Here is a 23,183-nt window from a genome sequence, read left to right as displayed (position 1 = left end):
ACTAAAAACACAAGTAAAGTAGAAATACTGATGAATGTATAGGATATTATTCTTATACATTGCTGGCCCGCCCTGAAGATACGACAGGAACTGTTCCAAACTGTACAAAATATGGGCAAAGCAGGGCGCAGAAGTCGCAATTTAAACAAAAACTGAAATTATCTTTTTGGAAATCAGACGCAACGGTTACTGTCCGTTACAATCAACCGAGTATGTTTGTATGTTGTTGATATAAAAGTGGAAAATATAAAAACATCCTGCCTGATGCCCATGGCCGGGAACACTGTCCGGCCAAATTAATTGCATCAGATATGTATCTTTACCCTTGCAACACTCTCGCGATTTCATTAATAAATCGTGAAACACAAAACAGGTATCCCATGACCTTGTATTTTCATGTATACTTCATTTTTAGAAATGTATGAAGGTAGCATACAATAAAATGATATGAATATTCTGAATATCGCCATCCCGGTTTAAGGGGCGACGCGGTATTCTTGAATTCTCCTGAAATAACGTTTCGGCATCCGGCAAACCTGCCCCCATTGCAGCGACGGCCCCTCCCGCAGGGGTGTCATGTCAGGTCCCGATGTCCGGCGTGCCGTTATTTCCTGATCTGTTGATGACTGTGGACCCATGACCCCATGAATGAGATCGATACAAAAACCGCGTCTTCCCTGCTGCCGATGGACTCCCATATTGGTCTCGACCTGCTGGAACAGGCCTCGGATGGTGTCGTTATCATTGATGACAGGAACATCGTCGTCTTCTTCAATACAGCAGCGGAACACCTGTGGGGCTATTCCAAGGAAGAAGTGCTGGGCCGGAATGTAAGCTGCCTTGTGCCCAGTATCTATCGCCAGGAACATGACAGCTATATTGACGCCAACCGCAGGACAGGCATCAACAAGATCGTCGGTACATCGCGTGAGGTCACGTTCGAAAGCAAGGCCGGGGACTACATCTCCGGCGAGATGTCGATTTCGACCGCGCTGATCGGGCCGGAGAAAAAGCGCTACTACATGGCGTTCATGAAGGGCGTGACGGAGGAAGGGCATCGCAAGCGTCTGCTCGACCTGCAGAACAGCGTCTTTCACGCCCTGTCGGGCGATGCCATGATCCAGGACGTGGCGGACATGATCTGCCAGGAGGTCGAGGGCTTCGTCCCCAACACGATCGCGGTGCTGATCCTCCTTGATGATGAAAACCGCCTGCAGATCCTCTCCGGTCCCGGCCTGCCGCGGCGTTTCGCGCTGGCGCTGGAACGGCTGACCCTGACGCAGGCCGACCTGAACGCGCTGGATTCCGACCCGACGGAGGCCACGACCATCGTGTGGGACAGCTACCTCGCCCTTGGGGCGTCGCTGGGGCTGCATTCATGCTGGGCGCTGGCGATCAAGAACCGCAAGGGCCGTTCGCTTGGCATCTTCGCGCTGTATTCGCGCAACCAGCACAAGCTGAGCAACTGGCCGCAGAAGATCGTCGAAGGGTGCGTGCCGTTCTGCGGGCTGGTGATCGAACAGCACGAGGCCCGGCAGCATATCTCGCAACTGTCGAACTATGATCCGGTGACCGGCTTCCTGAACCGTTCGGTTGCCCACCGGATGCTCAGGACGATGATCACGTCGCCCAATGAATCCCGCTTTGCGGTGTACATGATCGACATTGACCGTTTCCGCGACATCAACGACGCGCTGGGCCATGTGCATGGCGACGGGTTCCTCAAGGCCGTGGCGGAACGCCTCAGGCGGCTGTCGCGCAGCAATTACATCCTCAGCCGTTCCGGCGCGAACGAGTTCATCATCATCGTGCCCAATGTCACCGATGACACGGTGGCCGATTTCGCGCGCAAGATCATGGACTGCATGCGCGAACCCATCGAGATCGCGGGCAACCAGATCGTCGGGACCGTGGGGATCGGCATCAGCCAGTATCCGGAGCATGGGCCGGACGGGGAATCGCTCCTCAGCTATGCCGAGCAGGCGATGCGCAACGCGAAGAAGCAGGGGCCGGGCACATTCCGCGTCGCCTCCAGCGAGGATAACAAGGCCGCGCAGGACCGCCTTGTGCTGGGGCTTGCGCTGCGTGAATCCATTGCCGATGGCCTGCTGACGCTGCATTACCAGCCACAGGTGGAATCCAGCACGGGCATGATCTACGGGGTGGAGGCGCTGTCGCGCTGGAACCATCCCACGCTGGGCAACATCTATCCCTCCCGTTTCATCGCGGTGGCGGAGGAAACGGGCCAGATCGAGGCGATCGGCAAATGGTCGCTGGAAAAGGCCGTGCGCCAGATGACGATGTGGGATCGCGACGGCGTGCATGTTCCCACCATGGCGGTCAACCTGTCGGCCGGGCATTTCCGCGACCGCCTGCTGCCGGAATACCTGTCCAGCCTCCTGCGTGACCATGGCCTCCCGGCGGAGCGCCTGACGGTGGAGATCACCGAAAGCGTCATGATGGAGGAAAATGACGAGACGATGGCCGTGCTGCAGGCGATCCGCAACCTTGGCATCGGCCTGTCGATGGATGATTTCGGCACGGGCTATTCCTCGCTGTCGCGCCTGACGCGCCTGCCGCTGAGCGAGATCAAGATCGACCGCAGCTTCATCATGAACCTCGACCATGATGCGAACGCCCAGGCGGTGACGACGGCGGTCATCGGCATCGGTTCGCGCCTTGGCATGACGGTCGTGACCGAAGGCGTGGAGACCGAGCAGCAGCGTGACATGCTCACGAGCCTGAAATGCGACGTCATGCAGGGCTACCTGTTCGCCCGCCCGATGCCGCCCGAAGGGGTCGCGGAGTGGGTGCGCGCCCGCGCGGCCTGAACCCTACAGGCCCGTCCCCTCGCGGCGGGATGGAACCGGATGATGCGCCATGTTGCGCGGCCCCTGCCCGGATGACGGGCGGTGCTGGCGCGGCATGGCGTTTTGTGTGAGGGGCCGGTGGTATGGCGGTGGGGCGCACTATTATGTGCGTGGCCACCTTTGTGGTTGTGGGGCGGACATATGCTCCGACATGATGGCGGCATATGTGCAGCAGGAAATGGATGACCGGATGGAACAGTCATGCGGGTGGATTGCGCGGGGTATGGTCCTTGGGGCCTTCATGGCGTTTCCGGCGGTGCATGCGGCGGTTGCGCAATCCCCGGGCGGGCATGCGGGACATATCGTCACCATGCAGAAGCTTGACTGGTCCATGGCCGGACAGCTTGCGATCGAGGCCGTGCGCGCCTGTGCGGCGCAGGGATATTCCGTGACCGCCACCGTGGTCGATACGACCGGCCACCAGCAGGCTGTCATCAAGGGGGACAGCGTGCCGCTGCAATCGCTGTCGGTCTCCTACCGCAAGGCCTATACGGCCTATTCCTACGGGCTTGCGTTCAACCTGAACACCACCAGCGAACTGATCGCGGCAAAGGTGACGGGACCGGCGAACGGGGCGCTCAACACCATTCCCGAAGTACTGTTCGTGCCGGGTGGTGTCACGCTGCGCAGGGTGTCGGATAACAGCGTGCTGGGCGGTATCGGGGTTTCTGGCGCGCCGGGCGGGGAAAAGGACGAAGCCTGCGCCCAGGCGGCGGTGCAGAAATACAGGGCGGATTTCCGCTAGGATGGAAAGATAAAGGTTTTTTGGGTGCCGGCTTTTTGCAAAAAGGCGGCGTCTTCTGAAGCTTTTTGGAAAAAAGCTTCACCAAAAACTTTTAAATGATTCTGTCAGGACATTATGGGAGGACTGTCCCATATGGCTGCACGGCATTTCATATTTTCAGGGAATGAAATGGTGCCCAAGGGCGGGATCGAACCACCGACACTGCGATTTTCAGTCGCATGCTCTACCAACTGAGCTACTTGGGCACCGGAGCCGTCGTCCGGCAGGCCGGGGCGGGATGAACCGCCCTGACGATGTGCAGGCTTTACCCTACCTCTTCGTCGGGATCAACCCGTCTTGTGTGATTTTCATCCATATCGTTGAAATCATTATCGGCAGGCACGCGATATTGCCCCGTGAACCAGCGGCCAAGGTCGATATCCGCGCAGCGGCGCGAACAGAACGGGCGATAGGCCTGCACCATCGGTCTGCCGCAGACAGGGCAGGGGGCAGCGGTCTTGGGTTCAGTCATGGTCGTACCTCCATCCGGCAGGTGGCAGGTCGGGGGCGATGACGATGCGTAAGGGGCATCCCGTCAGGCGCGTGAAATCCTCCGCCCATGCGGGAAAGGTCCGCATCAGGCGCACGATATCACATCCGGCATGCAATGTGACCGGCGTTGGCACCTGCTGTCCCCGGCAGGACCGCATCTGCTGGCGCAGGGAACGCAGCAGGCGGCCCGTCACGCTGTCCAGAAGTTCATGCAGGGGGGGATGGATGCGCGGGCGCACGATTTCCGCCAGTCCCAGCGCACTGATCCCCAGAAAGCGCGGACGCAGCGGGTCGGTGGACAGCGCCTGTTCGATCGGTTCGGCAAGCGCCCGGCGCTTGCGCACCGCAAGGCCGGCGGCATCCACGACAATGGCCCCCGACAGGTTGCGCAGCCGCAACTGATGCAGAAGATCCGGCAGCGCCGCGCGGTTTGCCGCGAACTGCGCCGTCTGCTTGGGCCTGCGGTCCATGCTGGTGTGCCCGCCATCCATGTCGATGGCGACAAGGGCCGGGGTGGGGGTGATCGTCGCCGACATGCCGCCGGGCAGGGCAACGGTGGGATCGGACAGGGATTCGGCCATCATTTCCGTATCCGCGTCGAACGCCATGGGCTGTCGCTCGATCCGGGCATGCAGCGCCTGTGGCAGGCGCGCGCCCACGGCCGGGTCGTCAATGACGATGGGGGCGTCGGGCCATTGCGCGGCCATGCGCTCCACCGGGCCGGGACCACGCGACAGCAGCGCGGGCGGGCCGTCAGTGCGCGGTTCGGCAATGCCGCGCAGGCTCAGCCTGACACCCTTGCCGCCCTGCGCGCTGCGACTGACGCGCACCATCAGGGCGGTGCCCTGCGTCATGGCGCCACAGCCCTCGGAATCCGGCAGGAAGCCCGTCTGCCCGTCGGTAAGGTCGATGAAGGTGCCGCCCAGTGCGGGGACATGGGCGCTGACGCGGCCGCGATACAGGTCGCCCACCCCATCGGGCAGGTCAGGCCGCCACAGCGCATAATCCAGCAGCCGTTCGCCATCCGTCAGCGCGACGCGCAATTCCCCCGGGCCACTGGCCACGCGAATCAGCACGCTCACGCAATCCAGTCCCCGTCCTGCCCGCGCAGCATCTGCGCGACCTCGAACAGGGGCAGGCCGACCACACCGGAATAGCTGCCGGACAGGAAACGCACGAATGCCGCCGCATGTCCCTGGATGGCATAACCGCCGGCCTTCCCGCGCCAGTCACCCGCCGCGATCAGGGCATCGACCTGCGGCGGTGTCATGCGTGAAAATGCCACAGTGCTGGAGACGATGCGCGTGCTGGAACGGCCCTTTGTCCACGCGGCACTCGGGTACAGCGTCACGGCGGTCAGCACCGTATGGCGCCGCCCCGACAGAAGCGACAGGCAGGCGCGTGCGCATGCCTCGTCCTCCGCCTTGGGCAGGATGCGGCGGCCGGCGGCGACCACGGTATCGGCCCCGATCACCAGTGCCGGGATGTCGAGGGTGGCGGCAACGGCGCGCGCCTTCTCATCGGCCATGCGCAGGGCATAGGAACGCGGCAGTTCCCCCGGCAGGGGGTTTTCATCAATATCGGCGGCGATGACCTGATCGGGATGCACGCCCACCTGTCGCAGGAGATCAAGACGCCGGGGCGAGGCAGAGGCAAGAACAAGCTGCGCGCCCGTTCCCGTGACGGAGGAACCGGGTGTCCGGGTCATGATCGGACGATCCGTCTTATTTGAAGCGGAACGTGATGCGACCCTTGCTCAGGTCATAGGGGGTCATTTCCACATTCACGCGGTCACCCGCCAGCACGCGGATGCGGTTCTTGCGCATCTTGCCGCTGGTGTGCGCCAGGATCATGTGTTCGTTATCCAGCTTGACGCGGAACATCGCGTTGGGAAGCAGCTCGGTCACCGTGCCGCTGAATTCGATCATGTCTTCCTTGGACATCTTATCCTTCAATCATATTGGTTGGGTGGGGTGAAAAAAAGGCCACGCACGACGCGGAAGAAATTTCCGCATCGCGCCGACAGGAATACAAGGGTGGATATGTGGGGATTGTTCCCCCACGGTCAAGCTTTACCCGACCCGCGTGCCAGATCATCCAGCCGGACGGACACGCTCATGGCGTGGGCATCCAGCCCTTCGGCCCGCGCCAGCGCCACGGCGGCCGGCCCGATTTCACGCAGGGACTCCGCCTTGGCGTCGATGAAGGTCGTGCGCTTGAGGAAGTCGAACACCGAAAGCCCCGACGCAAAGCGCGCGGTGGAACTGGTCGGCAGGACATGGTTCGGGCCGCCGACATAATCGCCGATCGCCTCGGGGCAGTAGCGGCCGAGGAAGATCGCGCCCGCGTGCCGCACCTTGTCGAATACAGGCTGCGGGTTGTCCATCACCAGTTCCAGATGTTCGGGCGCGATGCGGTTGACCAGGTCCACGGCCTCGTCAAGGTTGCGCACGGTGATGATCGCCCCATGCGCGTCCCAGCTTGTCCGGGCGATCTGCGCGCGCGGCAGGGTCTTCAGTTCGACCTCCACCGCGTCCTGCACCGCCTGCGCCAGCGTGGCGTCGGGCGTGATCAGCACCGCCTGCGCCATCGGGTCATGTTCCGCCTGCGCCAGCAGGTCCAGCGCCAGGGCACGCGGGTCGTTGGCGTCGGCCGCGACGACCACGATTTCGGAGGGGCCGGCGATGCTGTCGATTCCCACGCGGCCGAACACCTGCCGCTTCGCTTCGGCGACATAGGCATTGCCCGGGCCGACCACGCGATCGACCGGCGCGATGGTGTCGGTGCCATAGGCCAGCGCGCCGACCGCCTGCGCGCCGCCCACGCGATAGATCTCGGTCACGCCGGCGCGGCGGGCGGCGGCCAGCACCAGCGGGTTGAGCACGCCATCGGGCGTCGGCACGCACATCGCCAGGCGCTGCACGCCCGCCACCCGCGCCGGCAGCGCATTCATCAGGACGGAGGACGGATAGGCCGCCGTCCCCCCCGGCACATACAGCCCCACCGCATCAAGCGGCGTCCAGCGCATGCCCAGCGTGACCCCCTGCGCATCGACATAGCGCAGGTCGCCGGGCATCTGCGCGCGGTGGAAGGATTCGATGCGCGTGGCCGCAACATCCAGCGCCGCATGCAGCGTCAGGGAGACCTCGGCGCAGGCGGCGTCGATTTCCGCATCCGTGATCCGCAGGCGATCGGGGGTTATGTCCATGCGGTCGAACCGGTGGGTGAACGCGCATAGGGCGGCATCACCATCGCGGCGCACGGCGGCAAGGATTTCGGTCACGGGGCCATCGACGCGCGCAGTATCGCTGTCGCGCTCGGCCAGCAGCCGTGTAAAGGCGGCGTCGAAATCGGGGCTGCTGGTATCAAGGCGGTTCATGGGCGGCATTATCCCTCGGTCTGTGTCGTGCCGGACGCAAGGGCCTGGCGGAAACGGTTGATGATGCCCCCGATACGTTCGGGCTGCGTCTTGAACGCCGTGCGGTTGACGATCAGGCGGCTGGTGACATTGGCGATGGTGCGCACTTCCTCCAGCCCGTTGACCCGCAGGGTGGATCCGGTATCCACAAGATCCACGATCAGGTGCGACAGCCCCAGCACGGGGGCAAGTTCCATGGCCCCATGCAGGTGCACGATATCGGCGTTGATCCCCTGCGCCGCGAAATGCCGCCGCGTGATGGAGGGGTATTTGGTCGCAACCCGCACCTGCGACCAGCGCTCCGGATCGTCCGACAGGGTGCTGCCGCGTGGCTGCGCGATGGAGATGCGGCAGCCCCCGATGCCAAGGTCGAGCGGCGCATAGATTTCGGGGTAGTCGAATTCCATCAGCACGTCCGCCCCGCACAGCCCCACCTGCGCGCCGCCAAAGGCCACGAATGTCGCGACATCGAACGAGCGCACGCGCACCACGTCGATCTGCGGGTCATTGGTGGGAAAGCGCAGCAGGCGGCTGCGGTCGTCGGTGAAATCGGGGCCGGGGACGATGCCCGCCGCCTTCAGCAGCGGTGTCGCGGCCTTGAGGATGCGGCCCTTTGGCAGGGCGATGATCATCGGGCTGTCCGTTTCCGGGACAAGACTGGAGGCCGGGGTCAGGACGGTCACTGCATTCTCCGAACAAGAGGAAACGCGCCCGGACCGCATCACAACAGGCGTGACAGGCGCAACATGTCGCCTGCGCGCATACCACACTGTGCCCCCATGCAGAAAGGGCGCTTTTCGCACGACAGCCCTTTTGCACGGCCGGTCGCGCCGGTCTTTTGCGGGGTTTCAGCCCGAAACGCGTTCGATCTGCGCCCCGCAGCGCGCAAGCTTGCGCTCCACCGCCTCGTATCCGCGGTCAAGGTGGTAGACGCGGCTCAGGATCGTCTCCCCATGTGCCGCAAGCCCTGCAAGGATGAGCGAGAATGACGCCCGCAGGTCGGTCGCCATGACCGGCGCGCCCGATAGGGAATGCACGCCACGGATGATCGCGGACGACCCGTGCACGTTGATGCGCGCGCCCATGCGGTTGAGTTCGGGGACATGCATGAACCGGTTTTCGAAGATCGTCTCCGTCACCATCGACGCCCCTTCGGCCACCGACAGCAGCGCCATGAACTGCGCCTGCATGTCGGTGGGAAAGCCGGGATAGGGTTCGGTCATGATGTCCACGCCGCGCAGCGCGCCGGTGCGCCGCACCCGCAGCGCATCCTCCTCCTGGAACACTTCCGCGCCCGCTTCCTCCAGCGCGCGCACCACCGCGCCAAGGTGTTCGGCCCGCCCGTCGATCAGGCGCAGGTCCCCGCCCGTGATCGCCGCGGCGCAGGCATAGGTGCCGCATTCGATGCGATCGGGCATGACACGGTATTCCGCCCCGTGCAGGGCATCGACGCCGTCGATCACCAGCGTCCCGCTGCCGGCTCCGGTGATGCGTGCCCCCATGGCGTTGAGGCAGGCGACAAGGTCACCGATTTCGGGTTCGCGCGCGGCGTTGACGATTTCGGTGCGCCCCTTCGCCAGGCACGACGCCATCAGCAGGTTTTCCGTCGCCCCCACCGAGGCAAACGGCAGGATGATCCGCGCACCTGTCAGGCCCTCGGGCGCCTGGGCGTTGATATAGCCGTTCTCCAGCGTGATGCGCGCGCCCAGCGCCTCCAGCCCCTTGAGGTGCATGTCCACCGGGCGCGTGCCGATCGCACATCCCCCCGGCAGCGACACCCGCGCCTCCCCGCAGCGTGCCAGCAGCGGCCCGAGCACGAGGATCGAGGCCCGCATCTTGGAGACGATGTTGTACGGTGCCTCCGTATTGGTGATCGGCCCGCCGACCGACAGGACGGCCCCCGTGCCGTCCACGTCCTCCACCGTCAGGCCGTGCTGCTGCAGCAGCGTGCGCATGGTGCGGATGTCCGCGATGCGCGGCACGTTCGACAGCACCAGCGTCTCCGACGTCAGCAGTCCCGCGACCAGCAGCTTGAGCGCGGAATTCTTGGCGCCGCCAATGACGATGTCGCCGTGCAGGCGGTGTCCGCCGCGAATGATGAAACGGTCCATGGCCCTGCTCTCCTACATCCGTGGCGGGGCGACGCCGCGCTGTCCCATATATTTGCCCGCCCGGTCGGCATAGCTGACCTCGCACGGCGATGCCCCCTGAAAGAACAGGAACTGGCAGATGCCTTCGTTGGCATAGATGCGCGCGGGCAGGGGGGTGGTGTTGCTGATTTCGATCGTGACCTGCCCTTCCCATTCCGGCTCCAGGGGCGTCACGTTCACGATGATGCCGCACCGGGCATAGGTGGACTTGCCAAGGCAGACGACAAGCGTGTCGCGCGGGATGCGGAAATATTCCACCGTATGCGCCAGCACGAAGCTGTGTGGCGGGATGGTGCAGGAGGCGCCATGGCGGGTGACGAAGCTGTTTTCGGCGAAGTTCTTGGGGTCCACCACCGCGTTGTCCACGTCGGTGAAAATCTTGAATTCCGACGCCACGCGCGCGTCATAGCCATAGGAGGACAGGCCGTAGGAGATCACGCCCTCGCGGTTCTGTTTTTCGACGAAGGGTTCGATCATGCCGGATTCGACGGCCATGCAGCGAATCCATGTGTCAGGCATTATTGGCATGAGGTCCCTTTCTTCGTGCGTCGTGGCGGGGCCGTCCCGCCGCGGGGCGAGCAGCGACCACTACCGAAGGCGGCCGAGTCGCGCAATCGTGTTATGCGCAGGCGTAACGGCTTTATGTGGAGGGCGCGTCGTCCCGTGGCGACGGCGTGGCCGTCGGGGCGTCGGGCAGGACGTCGGGCGTGGCGGCGGCATCCGGCGCGGTGCGGGCGCGGCTCTGCTGCTTGCGGCGGCGCAGGTTGTCGCGCAGGGCCTGCGCCTCGCGCTGCTGGCGGGCAAGGCGGGCGGCCTCGGCACGTGCGCTTTCGGCTTTCGCCCGGCCGGGGGGCGGGGTCTCGTCTGTCATGCGGGGATGGCCCAATGTCAGGACCGCCCCGCCATGCCGGCCATGGGGGACCGGTGCGGCGGGGCGGGAATGTGCGGCGTCGCGTTGATCCGGGTGTCAGGCCACGCCGGTGGCGACCGGGGGCGTCGTGGTCGTGGTGTCGGGATTGGTCGTCTCGGGCATGCCCTTGCCAGCCGGCACGCCACAGCGCGTCAGCAGTTCACGCAGCGCCTTGACCACGGGGAAGATCTCCACGTTGCGGTCGCCGCCCTGTTCGTTCCACGCCTGCTGTTCCAGTTCCACGATATCCTTGTCCTCAAGGAAGATGCGGTTGGTGAACCAGCCCAGCGCGGGCCAGATCAGGTCGATCAGCAGCGGCGTCTGCGGGCGCAGCACAGACAGCAGGCCAAAGGACTGCGTCACGCGCTGTTCCTTGTCCACCGGGACATAGGAAGTCCACAGGTCCATGATCAGGTCGCCGTCCTTGTCGCGGATCTGCAGCGTCTGGTACGGGTAGGTCGTGCGGATGGTCACGACCTCCTCGACCGGCTGTTCCGCGCCGTTGAGGTCCTTGTGCTTGCCAAAGATCAGGCGTTCGGCCAGGGGCTGCTGCCCCGCGCTGCGCATGAAGCTGTAGCGCGCCTCGATGAAGTTCTCGCCCTTGTCCTGCCCCAGGAAGCGGGCCTTGATCTGGCCCATCTGGCGGCGGTGCAGGAACTGATGGTTCATGTCCATCAGGTTTTCATGCATGAACGTGTAGTGGCAGCCGACGCGCGGGCTGAAATTCTTGGTCTTGTAGGCGGGGTTGTCCACGCTGCCCAGCTTGGGGAAGGGCACGGTGTCGGCCTTTGCCGGGTCACCGGGGAAAATGAAGACAAGGCCGCCGGCCTCCCGGCAGGGATAGGTGCGCACGCCGTTGGGCAGCTTGCCCTTGCCCAGATACGGCACGTCGATGCAGCGGCCCGAACGCCCGAAGGCCCAGCCATGGTAGCAGCAGCGCACGGTCTGCCCGTTGACGGTCCCCTTGCTCAGCGGCACCTGACGGTGGGGGCAGCGGTCATACAGCGCAAAGACGCTGCCTTCCTCCGGCCGGACCAGCGCGATGGGCACGCCCGCGTAACGCACGCCGAACGTCTTGCCCTTGCGCACCTGCGACGACCACGCGACGGGATACCAGAAATCGGGATCCGCATCGACGGTGCGCAGGTCGGTGCCGGGTGCTGCATGCACGGCGGGTTCCGCCGGTGTCGTGGTGGTGGTCCGGTCCCGCGCCGGGGCCTCCGTCTGGACAGAAAGTGTATCGCTCATGTTGAGGCCCCGAAATTCCTGTTTGTTATGATCTGCGGATCTTACGTCATCCGGTTGCATGGCGTATCCATGAAGTCCTTGCACAAGAATTTCAATCGCCTTGCGCGTTGTAAATCCCCTCAGCGCATACGCCATATGTCGTGCGGGGGAGGCTGCGGCCCCATGCCCGCAGGCGGTGCGGCAGATCAATGCCGCATGCGCCCAGGCGTGCCAGACTGCGCGCGGACGCGCCGTTACATCCATGCCGGGGCCTGTCAGGACGCCTGCTGCTGCTCCAGTTCATGATCGGCTGCGACCAGGCCGGTATTGTACAGGAACGTCTCCGCCATGTGGGTATGCAGCAGTTCGTCATAGACCGACAGGGTCGCGTACTGCATGCCGTGGCTGGTGTAATGCGCCATGACATTCTCGCGCGCGTGGGTCGCCATCAGCGCGCGCTGTTCCGGCGTCATGCACAGCGCGGTGCGCACCGCCTCCGCCAGTGCGGTGACGTCGCCGGGCGGGAAGGTGAAGCCGGTGACCCCGTCCTCCACCGTTTCCAGCGCCGCGCCATGGGCGGCCACCACGACGGGGCGGCCCATGGCCTGTGCCTCCACCACCACGCGGCCAAAGGGTTCGGGCCGAAGCGAGGGCACGACCACGACATCCGCCAGCATCATCACCGCCGGCATGTCGGCGCAGTGTCCGGTAAAGCGCACCCGTTCACGCAGTCCCTCCCTGCGCGTCCTGTCCACGAGGGCCTGCGTATGTTTGTCACGCTCCTTCGCATCGCCGACGAAGACGCAGATCCAGTCGCGCCCGCACCCGCCGGTGCGCTCCATCTGCGCCAGCGCGTCGAGCAGCAGCATCTGCCCCTTCCACGGCGTGATCCGGCCCGGCAGCACGATGATGGCGGCATGTTCGGGCAGGTCCCACTGGTCCAGCAGGTTCTGCACCCGGTTGCCGCGCACGCCGTACGGGTCGAAACGCGTGATGTCCGCCCCGCGCGGGATCAGCCGCAGGCGGTCGTCGCCCACCCTGTATTCCGTGCGCAGGCGCTGCGCGATGTATTCGCTGACGGCGATGACGCGCTGCCCCGACGCCATGACGGCGTTGTAGCGGCGCTTGCCGGGGATGTTGTTGCCATAGACGCCATGCCACGTCGTCACCAGCGGCACGCCCGTGCGCCGGCAGGCGGAGGCGGCGGCCCATGCCGGCGCGCGTGAACGCGCATGCACGAGGCTGACGGAATGTTCGCGGATGATCTGCCCCAGGCGCAGGGCATTGCGCAGGATGGAAATCGGGTTTTTCGGCCGCAGGTCCAGATGGACGGGCGTCGCCCCGACATAGCGCAGGCGCGGGATCAGCCGCCCGCCCGCGCTGGCGACCAGGGCCGTGCCCCCCGCCTGCGTGATGGCCGCGGCCATTTCGATGGTGCCCTGTTCGATGCCGCCCGATTCAAGCGCGGGCAGGACCTGGAGAATGACGGGGCGTGTGGTCGCGAATTCCATTTCGGAATGTGTATCACGTAAGAGATAGTTCTGCACCGTCTGTTGCAACACCGGGGCGTATCGTGGTGTCGAGGCAATTGACCTTGGCGGAGCGTGGGGCGACTAAGGAACCATTATGATAGTTTTCACATGCATGTTTCCGCCCGCCCGCCTGCGGAGTCCCGCGCCGCGTCGCGCCCCATGCGGGGCCGGTACGCTCCGTTGGCGGATGTTGTGCATGCGTGCCATGCAGGTGGGGATGATGGTCATGGCGCTGGAGTCGGCGGGCGGCAGCGCGCGCGCCACGGTCGTGGGGGCCGATGCCGCCGGTGCGACGGGCACGCCCCATGCCCCCCGGTCCGGCGGCCCGTCCGCCCGTGCGGGGGGCGCGTCGCAGGCCGGCGGCAGGGCGGGGACAGGGCAGGAATTTTCCTTCGCCATGTGCCAGTCGCACCTGTCCGATGATCCCGATGGCACCCGTGATTATGCCGACGACTGGCAGGAGCATGGCGGCGGGGCGGAGGCCGAATATTGCGGGGCGCTGGCGGAAATGGCGCTTGGTGACGTGGGCGATGCGGCGGCCACCCTTGATCGCCTGTCGCATATCACGCACTGGCCGCATGGCGACGCCGCCCACGCCCCGTCACAGGCCGCCGATGCGCCCGCCAGTGCATCCGCCAGTGCGCCGGGCGGGGCGGAGGACGCGCGCCATGACACGCCCGAGTCCCTGCGCCGTCGCGCCCATGTGGCCGAGGAAGCCGCGCGGGCGTGGCAGGCCAATGACAGCCCGCGCCAGGCGCTCGACAGTGCGACATACGGGCTGTGGCTTGATCCGCACGACATGACGCTGCGGGTGATCCATGCGCGGATTTCCGTGGATATGGGCATGGCGCAGCAGGCGATATCCGACCTGACGCCGCTGCCTGACGATGCCACGCTGCGGGTGGATGCGCTGGTGACGCGCGCCGCCGCCAACCGCGAACTGGGCCAGATCGACCTTGCCGCGACGGACATCACCGCCGCATTGCAGCAGGCCCCGCATAACGTGGCCGCCGAACTGGAATGCGGCATCCTGCATGAACGCCAGGGAAAGATGGAGGAAGCCCGCGCCGACTGGCAGCAGGTGATCGCGCTGGCCCCCGATTCGCATGAGGCGGACCTCGCCCGGCAGGACCTTTCCCTGCTGGAGGCCGACCCGGCGGCGCCCTGAACCGCTTCAGCAAACATCGCCTTTTTGAAAAAAGGCGATACCCGGAAACTTTCATCCCTCTATCAACGGGTTGTTTCAATCCCGGTGCGAAAGGTTGTGTATGCGGCGTATCCTTGTGATCCGTCTGGGCGCCCTGGGGGACTTCGTTCAGTCCTTTGCCCCCTTTGCGGCCATTCGTGAACATCATCGCAATGACAGCGTGACGCTGCTGACGACGCCGCCCTTTGTCGAACTCGCCCGCGCATCGCCATGGTTCGACGACGTGCGCGTCGATATGCGCGCATCATGGCGCAACCTGCGTGCGGTCATGGCGATGCGCACGCTGCTGCGGCAGTATGATTTCATCTACGACCTCCAGACATCCGGCCGCACCACGCGCTATTTCCACCTGTCGGGCCATCGCGCATGGTCGGGCATCGCCCGTGGGGCGCTGCTCCGTCATGACAACCCGCAGCGCAAGGCCATGCACAACCGCGCGCGCCAGCGTGACCAGTTGCGCCGCGCGGGCATTGCGGAGGTGCCGGATGCCGACATCTCATGGCTGGCGGGATATGGCCCGTGCCTGCCGGGGCCATATGTGCTGCTGGTGCCGGGGACGTCGGCGGCGCATCCGGTCAAGCGCTGGCCCGTGGAACGTTTCGCGGGGCTTGCCGTGCGGTTGTGGGCGCGCGGGTTGCGGCCGGTCGTCATCGGCACGCAGGCCGATGCGCCGCTGGCCGCCACCATTACGGCCGCGTGCGATGCGACGCTGGACCTGACGGGACGGACCTCGCTGCTTGACCTTGGGGGGGTGGCGGCGCGGGCCACTGCCGCGGTGGGCAATGATACCGGGCCCATGCACCTGGCCGCCGTGATGGGAACGCCGTGTGTCGTGCTGTTTTCGCGCGCGGGCAACCCCGCGCTCAGCGCGCCGCTGGGCCGTACGCCGGGGCAGGTCAGGACATTGTGGGCGCACGATCTGGCCACATTGCACATTGACAGGGTTGCAGCCGCGCTCGGCTGACGCCATTACAGCGTGACATATTCTTATCGGAGCACCAGAACATGCCTGCCATCACCCTGCCTGACGGATCCGTACGCCGCTTTGACGGGGCGGTGACGGGCACTACGGTGGCGCAGTCCATTGGCGCGGGCCTCGCGCGTGCGGCCCTTGCGATGGAAGTGGACGGCCGCCTGATGGATATCGGCCGCGAGATCGACCACGACGCGCATGTCCGTTTCATCACCCGCAAGGATACCGAGTCGCTGGAGATGATCCGCCATGACGCCGCCCATGTGCTGGCGGAGGCGGTACAGTCGCTGTGGCCGGGAACGCAGGTGACCATCGGCCCGTCGATCGAAAATGGCTTCTATTACGATTTCTATCGCAATGAGCCGTTCACGCCGGAAGACTTCCCCCGCATCGAAGCGCGCATGCGCGAACTGATCGACGCCAACACGCCGTTCACGCGCGAAACCTGGCCGCGTGAGGAGGCGATCCGTTTCTTCGAGGACCGGGGCGAGCGTTTCAAGGCCGAACTGATCCGCGACCTGCCCGAGGACGAGGAGATCTCCATCTACCGGCAGGGCGAATGGCTGGACCTGTGCCGTGGGCCGCACCTGCGCAGCACGGGCGACATCGGCAAGGCGTTCCGCCTGATGAAGGTGGCGGGCGCGTACTGGCGTGGCGATCACCGCAACCCCATGCTGACGCGCATCTATGGCACCGCATGGCGTGACCAGAAGGAACTCGACGCGCACCTCCATCAGCTTGAGGAGGCCGAACGGCGCGACCATCGCCGCATCGGCCGCGAGATGGACCTGTTCCATATCCAGGAGGAGGCCGTGGGCCAGATCTTCTGGCACCCCAAGGGCTGGCGGCTGTATTCGGTGCTGCAGGATTACATGCGTCGCGCGCAGAACCGTAACGGGTATCAGGAAGTCCGCACGCCGCAACTGGTCGATCGCGGCCTGTGGGAGGCCTCGGGCCACTGGGACAAGTATCGCGAGCACATGTTCATCGCCACGGTGGAGGACGAGGACAAGACCCTCGCGCTCAAGCCGATGAACTGCCCGTGCCATGTGCAGATCTTCCGCCACGGACTGCGCTCCTATCGCGAACTGCCGTTGCGCATGGCGGAATTCGGCGCGTGCCACCGCTATGAACCTTCCGGCGCGCTGCATGGGATCATGCGCGTGCGTGGCTTCACGCAGGATGACGCGCACATCTTCTGCACCGAGGACCAGATCGCGGACGAGACCGCGCGCTTCGTGCGCATGCTCTCCGCCGTGTACAAGGACCTCGGGTTCGAGCATTTCCGCGTCAAATTTGCCGATCGCCCCGAACAGCGTTCCGGTGACGATGCGACATGGGACCGCGCGGAAAACGCGCTGAAGGTCGCCTGCGACATGGCGGGCGTCGAATATGAGCACAATCCCGGCGAAGGCGCGTTCTATGGCCCGAAGCTGGAATTCGTGCTGCGTGACGCCATCGGCCGCGACTGGCAGTGCGGGACGCTGCAGGTCGATTACGTGCTGCCCGAACGGCTTGATGCGTCCTATGTCGGTGAAGACAGCGCGCGTCATCGCCCGGTGATGCTGCATCGTGCGATCCTTGGGTCGTTCGAGCGGTTCCTTGGCATCCTGATCGAACAGCATGCGGGACGATTCCCGATGTGGCTGGCCCCGGTGCAGGTTGTCGTCGCCTCCATCGTGACGGACGCCGAACCCTATGCCCGCGAGGTGGTGGAGAAGTTGCAGGCGGCCGGCCTCGTGGTGGAGGCCGATGTGCGCAACGAGAAGATCAACGCCAAGATTCGTGAACACAGCCTGGCCCGCGTGCCTGTCATCCTGGTGGTGGGTCGCAAGGAGGCGGAGGACCACACCGTCGCCCTGCGCCGTCTTGGTGGCAAGGCGCAGGATATCCTGCCGCTGGACGAGGCGGTGAAGGCCCTTGTGCATGAGGCGACCCCGCCGGACCTGCGGTCGTCCTGATTTAATAAACCATTGATAACAAAGAGATAAAAGTTTTTGGGTGCCGCCTTTTTTCAAAAAGGCGGCGTTCTCTGAAGCTTTTTGGAAAAAGCTTCACCAAAAACTTTTTCATTATGTTTCACAGGGCGAGTGTCTGAAACATTCCGCCGCCTGCGCCCGGCAGGGGGCCGCGTGCGGTGCATGCATGGCTGGCCCCGTCCGGGGGATTGCACACAAGACTTGATCTGGCCCTTGTGTTTGCGCCACATATTGCCACATCAGCAGCGTCCGCGTGATTTCGCGCCGTCATATCGTCCGGAGTCCCGGGCGCATTTCGGCGTGGGGCCGGTGGCCGCCGCGACGATCTGAATACACAGTCACAGGAGATGACCATAGCCAGACCCCCGATGCCCACTCCGCCGAACCGAGAGGGGCCCCGTGTCAATGAGGAGATACGCGTTCCGCAGGTCCGCCTGATCGATGCCGACGGCGAAATGCTGGGAATCATGCCGATGCGTGATGCCCTTGCCCGCGCCTATGCATCCGGTCTCGACCTGCTGGAAATCAGCCCGAACGCCGAGCCGCCCGTCGCGAAGATTCTCGATTACGGGAAGTTCAAGTACGAGCAGCAGAAGAAGCGCAACGAAGCCCGCAAGAAGCAGAAAGTCATCGAAATCAAGGAAGTCAAGGTTCGTCCGAACATCGACGAAAATGACTACCAGGTGAAGATGCGGGCGATGAAGAGCTTCATCGGCGAAGGCGACAAGGTCAAGGTAACCCTGCGTTTTCGTGGTCGCGAAATGGCGCATCAGGATCTGGGCATCAAGGTGCTGGAGCGCGTGCGCAACGAAATGGATGAAATCGCGAAGGTCGAGCATATGCCCAAGCTCGAAAATCGCCAGATGATCATGGTGCTGGCCCCGCGCTGATGCGTGGGTGACAGCCACCTGACCGGATATCCGAAAGCCCGGACCGCATGGCGTGGTCCGGGCTTTTTTCATGGCCATGGGCCATCCGTGCATCAGGGATGCAGGATGAAGGTCGCGTCCGCCTGCGCGGTGACGTCCTGGTCCGCGGCGGGGGCCTGCGGGGCGGACATGCTGGCGGCGCGGGCGGCCATCATCATCGGCATCGGGGAGGGCATGTCCTGATCGTTCAGGTTGACCGACTCGATCCGTGCGATTTTCAGGCCCAGCGCCGTGGCCGCCGCCTGCGCGCGCTGCTGCAGTTCATGCAGCGCAAGCCCTTCGGCCTGCTGCACAAGGGCGGTGCGATGCGCGCGCGACAGGGACCAGTCCAGCCGTGACAGGGCAAGGTTGTCCGACTGGATCCGTCCCAGCAGCGGCAGCAGGATCGTGCCGTCGGTCGCGCTGATGCGGATGCTCTGCCGTGCGATCCACTGCGACGGATGGCTGATGCGGGGATCGGCCTCCTGATGGTGCACGGTATAGGATTCCGCATTGACCGTCAGGCCCGCCACGCCATGGGCGATGCCCATCGCCTTGTCCACCTGCGCATTCACCTGCCCCTGTGCTGCGGCGGCAGTGGGGGCGGAAGCTTCGGCAAAGAACACCGCCGTCAGTTCATCGGGCGGTGCATGGACGGTGCCGGTGGCCGACAGCCGCAGCTTCGTCGTGGCGGTGTCTGCTGCCATGGCGGCGCTGTCGGCGGCATGGGCCTGTGTGATCCCGACCATCGCGGTGGCTCCGATCAGAAGCGGGAGAAGGAAAGGACGGACATGCGTGCGTACCGGCGTCTGGATCATGAATGCGTGGTTTCCTTCAGTTCGACCAGTGCGCGACGTAGCCGGATGATGCCGGAACGTACGCGTCCCTCCCGGCACAGATCCGCCCCCTGGGCGCGCAGGTCGTCGATGTCGTGCGGCAGGCCGGGGCCATAGGCGTCGATGATGCCGATCAGGCGATTGCAGAAGGCGGGGGTATCGCTGGTGATGATGACCGGCCTGTTGCTGTCCGCACTGGCGTGGGACGGCGCGGCCTGGGGGACGGGATCCGCCGCCGCGACGGGCCACGAATGACCACACAGGCACAGGCTCATCACAAGGAAAGCGGGGACTGTGACCGGTTGCATGTTCATGGTGTCATACTACGCCACTGTTGGTGTCGTGCTGATGGGAGAATTGTGAAGTTCGCGTCATGTCTGGCATGTCCTCATCGAACGGATCATACCCGTATTCCGCAAGCGCGGAGGACGTGACCGGCAGGAGCAGGCGCACCGACAGGCCGGGATCGTGCCGGGCCAGGCGGATTTCCCCGCCATGCAACTGCACGATGGCGCGCACCATCGCCAGGCCCAGCCCGGATCCGGGCGTATTGCGTGCCTTTTCCGCGCGGAAGAAACGTTCGGTGGCGCGTTCCATGTCCGCATCCGTCATGCCGATGCCCTCGTCACGGATTTCCAGCACCAGCATCGCGCCCCCGGCGGACGGGATCACGCGCCCGGCGACAGGGGCCGCAATATGCGCGCCAAGGCGGACGGTCGAATGTTCGGGCGAAAACTTGATGGCGTTGTCCAGAAGGTTCGCCACCGCCTGCTGGATCAGGGAGCGGTCCCCATAGAAGGGCAGGACCTCGTCCATGTCGAGTTCGAGGCGGATTCCATGATCCTCCGCCACCGCTTCGTACAGTTCCGCGACATCGAACAGCACGGGCCGCAGGTCGAACGTGGCGAAGGCGGAACGCCGCGCCCCGGTCTCGATCTGCGCAATGCGCAGCAGGGCCTCGAACACGGCGGTAATGTTATCAAGGTTGCCGACCGCGCGTTCGATCGCCGCACGCAGTTCGTCGGCATCGCGCGCATGCAGCGCCGCATCTTCCAATTGCGTGCGGGCGCGGGTGATGGGCGTGCGCAGGTCGTGGGCGATGGAGTTGGAAACCTCGCGCACGCCATCCATCAGGCGCACGATCCGGTCGAGCATCTCGTTGATGGCCTCCGCCACCTGATCCATCTCGTCCCCGTTGCCCACCAGCGGCATGCGGCGGTTGAGGTCGCCATGGGCGATGGCGGAGGTCGTGCGCGCCACCGTCTTGACCATGCGGCGGAAGATGCGGTGCACCAGCATCGCCCCGCTGACGGCAAGCAGCGTGACCATGATCCACGCCCACACAAGGGAATCGGTCAGCAACCGTCGCAGGATGGTGCGCGCGCGCATGTCGCGCCCGACCAGCAGGCGGTATCCGCTGTCAAGCTGCCCCGCCGTATGGGTCATTTCCGTACCCGGCAGGCGGTAGGCATGGATTTCCGCCAGCCCCCGCAGGCCGGCGCGCGTATCGGGCAGGGAATACCAGCGGTCGGTATACTGCACCTTCACCGGCCAGGAGGAGACGTTGCCCGCAAGGTAGTTCCCCTCCGGGTCGATCACCATATAGATCGCGTCATCGTCGAGGTTCTGTTCCAGCCGGTCCTCGATCGTCAGCGCCAGCGTGGGCACGCCCCCCACCATCCAGCGTTCCACCAGGGCGCGGGCGTCGGCATTGATCGCGGTTTCGACCTGGCGTTCAAGGAAACCGATCGTCCCCCACCAGATGAACGACATGAACAGGATGGACGACAGCGCGAACAGCACCCCGTACGCCAGTGAAAAGCGCAGGCTGGCGGAACGGAACGCGCGCAGCCGCGGCCTGCGTGACGCGCCTTCATGCAGGGGCAGGTCCGTCACGCGCCGCGCTGTCCCGCGCGGTGGGGAACGTCATTCCGCACGCAGCATGTATCCCGCATTGCGGATGGTATGGATCAGCGGCACGCCAAACGGCTTGTCCACCTTCTGGCGCAGGCGTGAGACATGGACGTCGATCACGTTGGTCTGCGGGTCGAAATGGTAATCCCACACCCCTTCGAGCAGCATGGTCCGCGTCACCACCTGTCCCGCATGGCGGGTGAGGTATTCCAGAAGCCGGAATTCGCGCGGCTGCAGATCGATGCGCTGCCCCGCGCGGCGCACGGTGCGCGAGAGCAGGTCGATCTCCAGGTCGGCAACGACCAGCTTGGTCTGCGGCGCCTGTTCGGTGCGTCCGCGCCGGCCAAGCGCTTCCACCCGGGCAAGCAGTTCGCTGAAGGCGAAGGGCTTGGTCACATAGTCATCGCCCCCCGCCTTGAGTCCCTGCACGCGGTCATCCACATCTGCCAGTGCCGAAAGCAGGAGCACGGGCGTCGTGTTGTTCTGCGCGCGGATCGTCTCCAGCAGGCGCAGTCCGTCGATCCCGCCCGGCAGCATCCGGTCAAGGATGATGAGGTCGAATTTCTCGCTCACCGCAAGGAACAGGCCGTCCTTGCCATTGTCGGTCAGTTCGGTCAGGTGCCCTGCCTCACGCAGGCCCTTGGCCACGAAATTGCGAACCGTCGGATCGTCTTCCACCACAAGAATATGCACGTTACCTCACTGATCGGCAGTCCAACTGTCATTCTACGCCCGCCGCGCGACAAGGCCAGAGCGGATGCGGCGCGACGACATTACCGATGTTACATGTGCAGTGATGGCCGTGACGTTAAGGGGAGGGGAAGCCCGCGCCCGTAATTGCACCCCTGACCCGCTGGAGCAGTTCAGGAGGATGCCTGGAAAGCCCCCCACCACAATTCCCGTGACGGCTTAGGCGGGCGCATCGGAATCCGTTCCCTTGCGTCAGTCGCCCGTGTCATCCGGCCGGAAGCCGACGATGGCCGGGATGCTCAGCGCCTCACGGTGGCGGCGGATGTGCAGCATGACGGTGGAGGCCGGGCGTTTCGCGGCGATGGAGCGGATCAGCATGCGGGAGCTGTCGATGGGTTCGCCGTTTACGGCGGTGATGTAGTCACCGATATGCAGCCCCGCCTTCATCGCAGGTCCCCCACGGTCGATGCCCACGATCTCCACCCCCGGCACGTGGGTGTCGCCGCCATCCGTCAGGGTGACGCCCAGCCAGCCCCGGTCGATATGCCCGTTGCGGCGCAGTTCATCGACAATCGGGGCGACGATTTCCGACGGGATGCCGAAACCGATCCCCACCGATCCCCCGGTGGGCGAGACGATGGCCGTATTAAGGGCGACCACCTGCCCGCTGAGGTTGAAGGACGGCCCACCCGAATTGCCCGGATTGATCGGCGCGTCGAGTTGCAGGAAGTCATCGAACGGGCTTGTGCCGATATCGCGCCCCCGGGCGGAGACGATGCCCGCCGTCACCGATGACCCCAGCCCGAACGGGTTGCCCGCCGCCATGATCCAGTCGCCGATATTCACCAGCCTGCTGTCACCCCACCGCACGAAGGGCAGGGGGTGCGATGGCTGCACCTTGATGACGGCGATATCCGTCAGGTCGTCGCTGCCGATCAGGTGCGCGGGCAGTTCGGTCCCATCGACGAGGGAGACGGTAATGTGGTCCGCATCCCCCACGACATGCGTGTTGGTGACGATGATCCCATCCGGGTCGATCACGAATCCCGATCCCGCGCCCAGCATCTCCTCCCCATGTGAACGCATGCGTTCGCGGAATTTATGCTCGAACGGGGTGCCACGGACACTTGGCAGCACGCGCTGCCCATTGCGTTGCCCATGCACGTCCTGGGTGACGGCGATGTTCACGACCGCCGCCCCCACCATCCGCACCAGCGGGGCGAAGGTCAGGGGACCGGACGACACCACGGGCGGCGCGGGCGGCGCGAAAAGCGATGGGGGCGTGGCCGGGGC

Annotated in this window: 22 protein-coding genes and 1 tRNA gene; 6 read left to right on the top strand and 17 right to left on the bottom strand. The window is 64.7% G+C overall.

Annotated elements, in window-relative coordinates; genetic code table 11:
• Positions 1-644 precede the first annotated feature (644 nt).
• Together HNH97_RS05480 and HNH97_RS05475 are read left to right on the top strand one after the other, a co-directional pair.
• The gene (locus tag HNH97_RS05480) at positions 645-2,831 is read left to right on the top strand and encodes an EAL domain-containing protein (protein ID WP_227744232.1); all 2,187 of its coding nucleotides are present in this window, start codon (positions 645-647) and stop codon (positions 2,829-2,831) included.
• Positions 2,832-3,111: 280 nt separating this feature from the next.
• Positions 3,112-3,615 carry a GlcG/HbpS family heme-binding protein gene (locus tag HNH97_RS05475; RefSeq protein ID WP_171790187.1) on the top strand — a complete coding sequence of 168 codons (504 nt, stop codon included), beginning with the start codon at positions 3,112-3,114 and terminating at the stop codon, positions 3,613-3,615.
• Positions 3,616-3,784: 169 nt separating this feature from the next.
• Here the strand turns inward: HNH97_RS05475 and HNH97_RS05470 are convergent.
• The 12 genes from HNH97_RS05470 to HNH97_RS05415 all read right to left on the bottom strand — a co-directional run bounded on the left by HNH97_RS05470 (position 3,785) and on the right by HNH97_RS05415 (position 13,362).
• Positions 3,785-3,860, bottom strand: a tRNA-Phe gene (locus HNH97_RS05470).
• Between the two features lie 59 nt (positions 3,861-3,919).
• Positions 3,920-4,126 (bottom strand): DNA gyrase inhibitor YacG, encoded by a 207-nt coding sequence (locus tag HNH97_RS05465; protein ID WP_110913489.1) that lies wholly within the window; start codon positions 4,124-4,126, stop codon positions 3,920-3,922.
• Positions 4,119-5,228, bottom strand: a complete 1,110-nt coding sequence (locus tag HNH97_RS05460; protein ID WP_171790163.1) for a ribonuclease E/G — start codon at positions 5,226-5,228, stop codon at positions 4,119-4,121. Before HNH97_RS05460 ends, HNH97_RS05465 begins: the two co-directional genes overlap by 8 nt.
• Complete coding sequence (locus HNH97_RS05455) at positions 5,225-5,854, bottom strand: Maf family protein (RefSeq protein ID WP_171790162.1); 630 nt, start codon at positions 5,852-5,854, stop codon at positions 5,225-5,227. Before HNH97_RS05455 ends, HNH97_RS05460 begins: the two co-directional genes overlap by 4 nt.
• Before the next feature lie 16 nt (positions 5,855-5,870).
• On the bottom strand, positions 5,871-6,089 hold the full coding sequence (gene infA / locus HNH97_RS05450) for a translation initiation factor IF-1 (protein ID WP_003622234.1): 219 nt from the start codon (positions 6,087-6,089) through the stop codon (positions 5,871-5,873).
• Between the two features lie 122 nt (positions 6,090-6,211).
• Positions 6,212-7,525: a histidinol dehydrogenase gene (hisD, locus tag HNH97_RS05445; protein WP_171790161.1), complete on the bottom strand. Its 1,314-nt coding sequence runs from the start codon at positions 7,523-7,525 to the stop codon at positions 6,212-6,214.
• 8 nt (positions 7,526-7,533) lie between these two features.
• Positions 7,534-8,286, bottom strand: coding sequence for an ATP phosphoribosyltransferase (gene hisG / locus HNH97_RS05440; protein ID WP_171790160.1), 753 nt, complete (start codon positions 8,284-8,286; stop codon positions 7,534-7,536).
• Positions 8,287-8,412: 126 nt separating this feature from the next.
• On the bottom strand, positions 8,413-9,675 hold the full coding sequence (gene murA / locus HNH97_RS05435; protein WP_171790159.1) for a UDP-N-acetylglucosamine 1-carboxyvinyltransferase: 1,263 nt from the start codon (positions 9,673-9,675) through the stop codon (positions 8,413-8,415).
• A gap of 12 nt (positions 9,676-9,687) precedes the next feature.
• Positions 9,688-10,242: a dCTP deaminase gene (dcd, locus tag HNH97_RS05430; RefSeq protein WP_171790158.1), complete on the bottom strand. Its 555-nt coding sequence runs from the start codon at positions 10,240-10,242 to the stop codon at positions 9,688-9,690.
• A gap of 112 nt (positions 10,243-10,354) precedes the next feature.
• Positions 10,355-10,585, bottom strand: a complete 231-nt coding sequence (locus HNH97_RS05425) for a hypothetical protein (protein ID WP_110913484.1) — start codon at positions 10,583-10,585, stop codon at positions 10,355-10,357.
• 96 nt (positions 10,586-10,681) lie between these two features.
• A complete protein-coding gene (locus HNH97_RS05420) occupies positions 10,682-11,872 on the bottom strand; it encodes a Rieske 2Fe-2S domain-containing protein (protein WP_407716834.1) in 1,191 nt (396 codons plus the stop codon).
• 254 nt (positions 11,873-12,126) lie between these two features.
• Positions 12,127-13,362 carry a glycosyltransferase family 4 protein gene (locus HNH97_RS05415; protein WP_171790184.1) on the bottom strand — a complete coding sequence of 412 codons (1,236 nt, stop codon included), beginning with the start codon at positions 13,360-13,362 and terminating at the stop codon, positions 12,127-12,129.
• A gap of 217 nt (positions 13,363-13,579) precedes the next feature.
• Between HNH97_RS05415 and HNH97_RS05410 the strand changes: the two genes are divergently transcribed.
• From HNH97_RS05410 to infC, 4 genes are all read left to right on the top strand, one after another.
• Positions 13,580-14,551, top strand: coding sequence for a tetratricopeptide repeat protein (locus HNH97_RS05410; protein WP_216657544.1), 972 nt, complete (start codon positions 13,580-13,582; stop codon positions 14,549-14,551).
• A gap of 100 nt (positions 14,552-14,651) precedes the next feature.
• Complete coding sequence (locus tag HNH97_RS05405; protein WP_171790157.1) at positions 14,652-15,554, top strand: glycosyltransferase family 9 protein; 903 nt, start codon at positions 14,652-14,654, stop codon at positions 15,552-15,554.
• Positions 15,555-15,595: 41 nt separating this feature from the next.
• Complete coding sequence (thrS, locus tag HNH97_RS05400) at positions 15,596-17,524, top strand: threonine--tRNA ligase (protein ID WP_171790156.1); 1,929 nt, start codon at positions 15,596-15,598, stop codon at positions 17,522-17,524.
• A 386-nt stretch (positions 17,525-17,910) separates the two neighbouring features.
• Positions 17,911-18,432 (top strand): translation initiation factor IF-3, encoded by a 522-nt coding sequence (gene infC, locus HNH97_RS05395; protein WP_110094315.1) that lies wholly within the window; start codon positions 17,911-17,913, stop codon positions 18,430-18,432.
• A 92-nt stretch (positions 18,433-18,524) separates the two neighbouring features.
• On the opposite strand, the gene HNH97_RS05390 is transcribed toward infC, so the two are convergent.
• The 5 genes from HNH97_RS05390 to HNH97_RS05370 all read right to left on the bottom strand — a co-directional run.
• A complete protein-coding gene (locus tag HNH97_RS05390; RefSeq protein WP_171790155.1) occupies positions 18,525-19,268 on the bottom strand; it encodes an SIMPL domain-containing protein in 744 nt (247 codons plus the stop codon).
• Positions 19,265-19,594 carry a hypothetical protein gene (locus HNH97_RS05385; protein WP_227744233.1) on the bottom strand — a complete coding sequence of 110 codons (330 nt, stop codon included), beginning with the start codon at positions 19,592-19,594 and terminating at the stop codon, positions 19,265-19,267. Before HNH97_RS05385 ends, HNH97_RS05390 begins: the two co-directional genes overlap by 4 nt.
• A 10-nt stretch (positions 19,595-19,604) precedes the next feature.
• On the bottom strand, positions 19,605-21,059 hold the full coding sequence (locus HNH97_RS05380; RefSeq protein WP_320442949.1) for a sensor histidine kinase: 1,455 nt from the start codon (positions 21,057-21,059) through the stop codon (positions 19,605-19,607).
• A gap of 153 nt (positions 21,060-21,212) precedes the next feature.
• The gene (locus HNH97_RS05375) at positions 21,213-21,893 is read right to left on the bottom strand and encodes a response regulator transcription factor (RefSeq protein WP_110094312.1); all 681 of its coding nucleotides are present in this window, start codon (positions 21,891-21,893) and stop codon (positions 21,213-21,215) included.
• A gap of 249 nt (positions 21,894-22,142) precedes the next feature.
• Positions 22,143-23,183: S1C family serine protease (locus HNH97_RS05370; protein WP_171790154.1), on the bottom strand; the 1,041-nt coding region annotated here is incomplete at its 5' end.

The sequence above is a fragment of the Gluconacetobacter entanii genome (genome assembly GCF_013155425.1).
Taxonomy (GTDB): domain Bacteria; phylum Pseudomonadota; class Alphaproteobacteria; order Acetobacterales; family Acetobacteraceae; genus Novacetimonas; species Novacetimonas entanii.
The sequence above is the reverse complement of the archived record's forward strand: the minus strand, read 5'-3'. Positions and strand labels throughout refer to the sequence as shown.

Bases quoted from the DNA above. Each gene is read 5' to 3' on its own strand.
- HNH97_RS05480 (WP_227744232.1), top strand. From the start codon at position 645: ATGAATGAGATCGATACAAAAACCGCGTCTTCCCTGCTGCCGATGGAC.
- HNH97_RS05475 (WP_171790187.1), top strand. From the start codon at position 3,112: ATGGCGTTTCCGGCGGTGCATGCGGCGGTTGCGCAATCCCCGGGCGGG.
- HNH97_RS05465 (WP_110913489.1), bottom strand. From the start codon at position 4,126: ATGACTGAACCCAAGACCGCTGCCCCCTGCCCTGTCTGCGGCAGACCG.
- HNH97_RS05455 (WP_171790162.1), bottom strand. From the start codon at position 5,854: ATGACCCGGACACCCGGTTCCTCCGTCACGGGAACGGGCGCGCAGCTT.
- infA (WP_003622234.1), bottom strand. From the start codon at position 6,089: ATGTCCAAGGAAGACATGATCGAATTCAGCGGCACGGTGACCGAGCTG.
- hisD (WP_171790161.1), bottom strand. From the start codon at position 7,525: ATGAACCGCCTTGATACCAGCAGCCCCGATTTCGACGCCGCCTTTACA.
- hisG (WP_171790160.1), bottom strand. From the start codon at position 8,286: ATGCGGTCCGGGCGCGTTTCCTCTTGTTCGGAGAATGCAGTGACCGTC.
- murA (WP_171790159.1), bottom strand. From the start codon at position 9,675: ATGGACCGTTTCATCATTCGCGGCGGACACCGCCTGCACGGCGACATC.
- dcd (WP_171790158.1), bottom strand. From the start codon at position 10,242: ATGCCAATAATGCCTGACACATGGATTCGCTGCATGGCCGTCGAATCC.
- HNH97_RS05425 (WP_110913484.1), bottom strand. From the start codon at position 10,585: ATGACAGACGAGACCCCGCCCCCCGGCCGGGCGAAAGCCGAAAGCGCA.
- HNH97_RS05420 (WP_407716834.1), bottom strand. From the start codon at position 11,872: ATGAGCGATACACTTTCTGTCCAGACGGAGGCCCCGGCGCGGGACCGG.
- HNH97_RS05415 (WP_171790184.1), bottom strand. From the start codon at position 13,362: ATGGAATTCGCGACCACACGCCCCGTCATTCTCCAGGTCCTGCCCGCG.
- HNH97_RS05410 (WP_216657544.1), top strand. From the start codon at position 13,580: ATGCGTGCCATGCAGGTGGGGATGATGGTCATGGCGCTGGAGTCGGCG.
- HNH97_RS05405 (WP_171790157.1), top strand. From the start codon at position 14,652: ATGCGGCGTATCCTTGTGATCCGTCTGGGCGCCCTGGGGGACTTCGTT.
- thrS (WP_171790156.1), top strand. From the start codon at position 15,596: ATGCCTGCCATCACCCTGCCTGACGGATCCGTACGCCGCTTTGACGGG.
- infC (WP_110094315.1), top strand. From the start codon at position 17,911: ATGCCCACTCCGCCGAACCGAGAGGGGCCCCGTGTCAATGAGGAGATA.
- HNH97_RS05390 (WP_171790155.1), bottom strand. From the start codon at position 19,268: ATGATCCAGACGCCGGTACGCACGCATGTCCGTCCTTTCCTTCTCCCG.
- HNH97_RS05385 (WP_227744233.1), bottom strand. From the start codon at position 19,594: ATGCAACCGGTCACAGTCCCCGCTTTCCTTGTGATGAGCCTGTGCCTG.
- HNH97_RS05380 (WP_320442949.1), bottom strand. From the start codon at position 21,059: ATGTCGTTCATCTGGTGGGGGACGATCGGTTTCCTTGAACGCCAGGTC.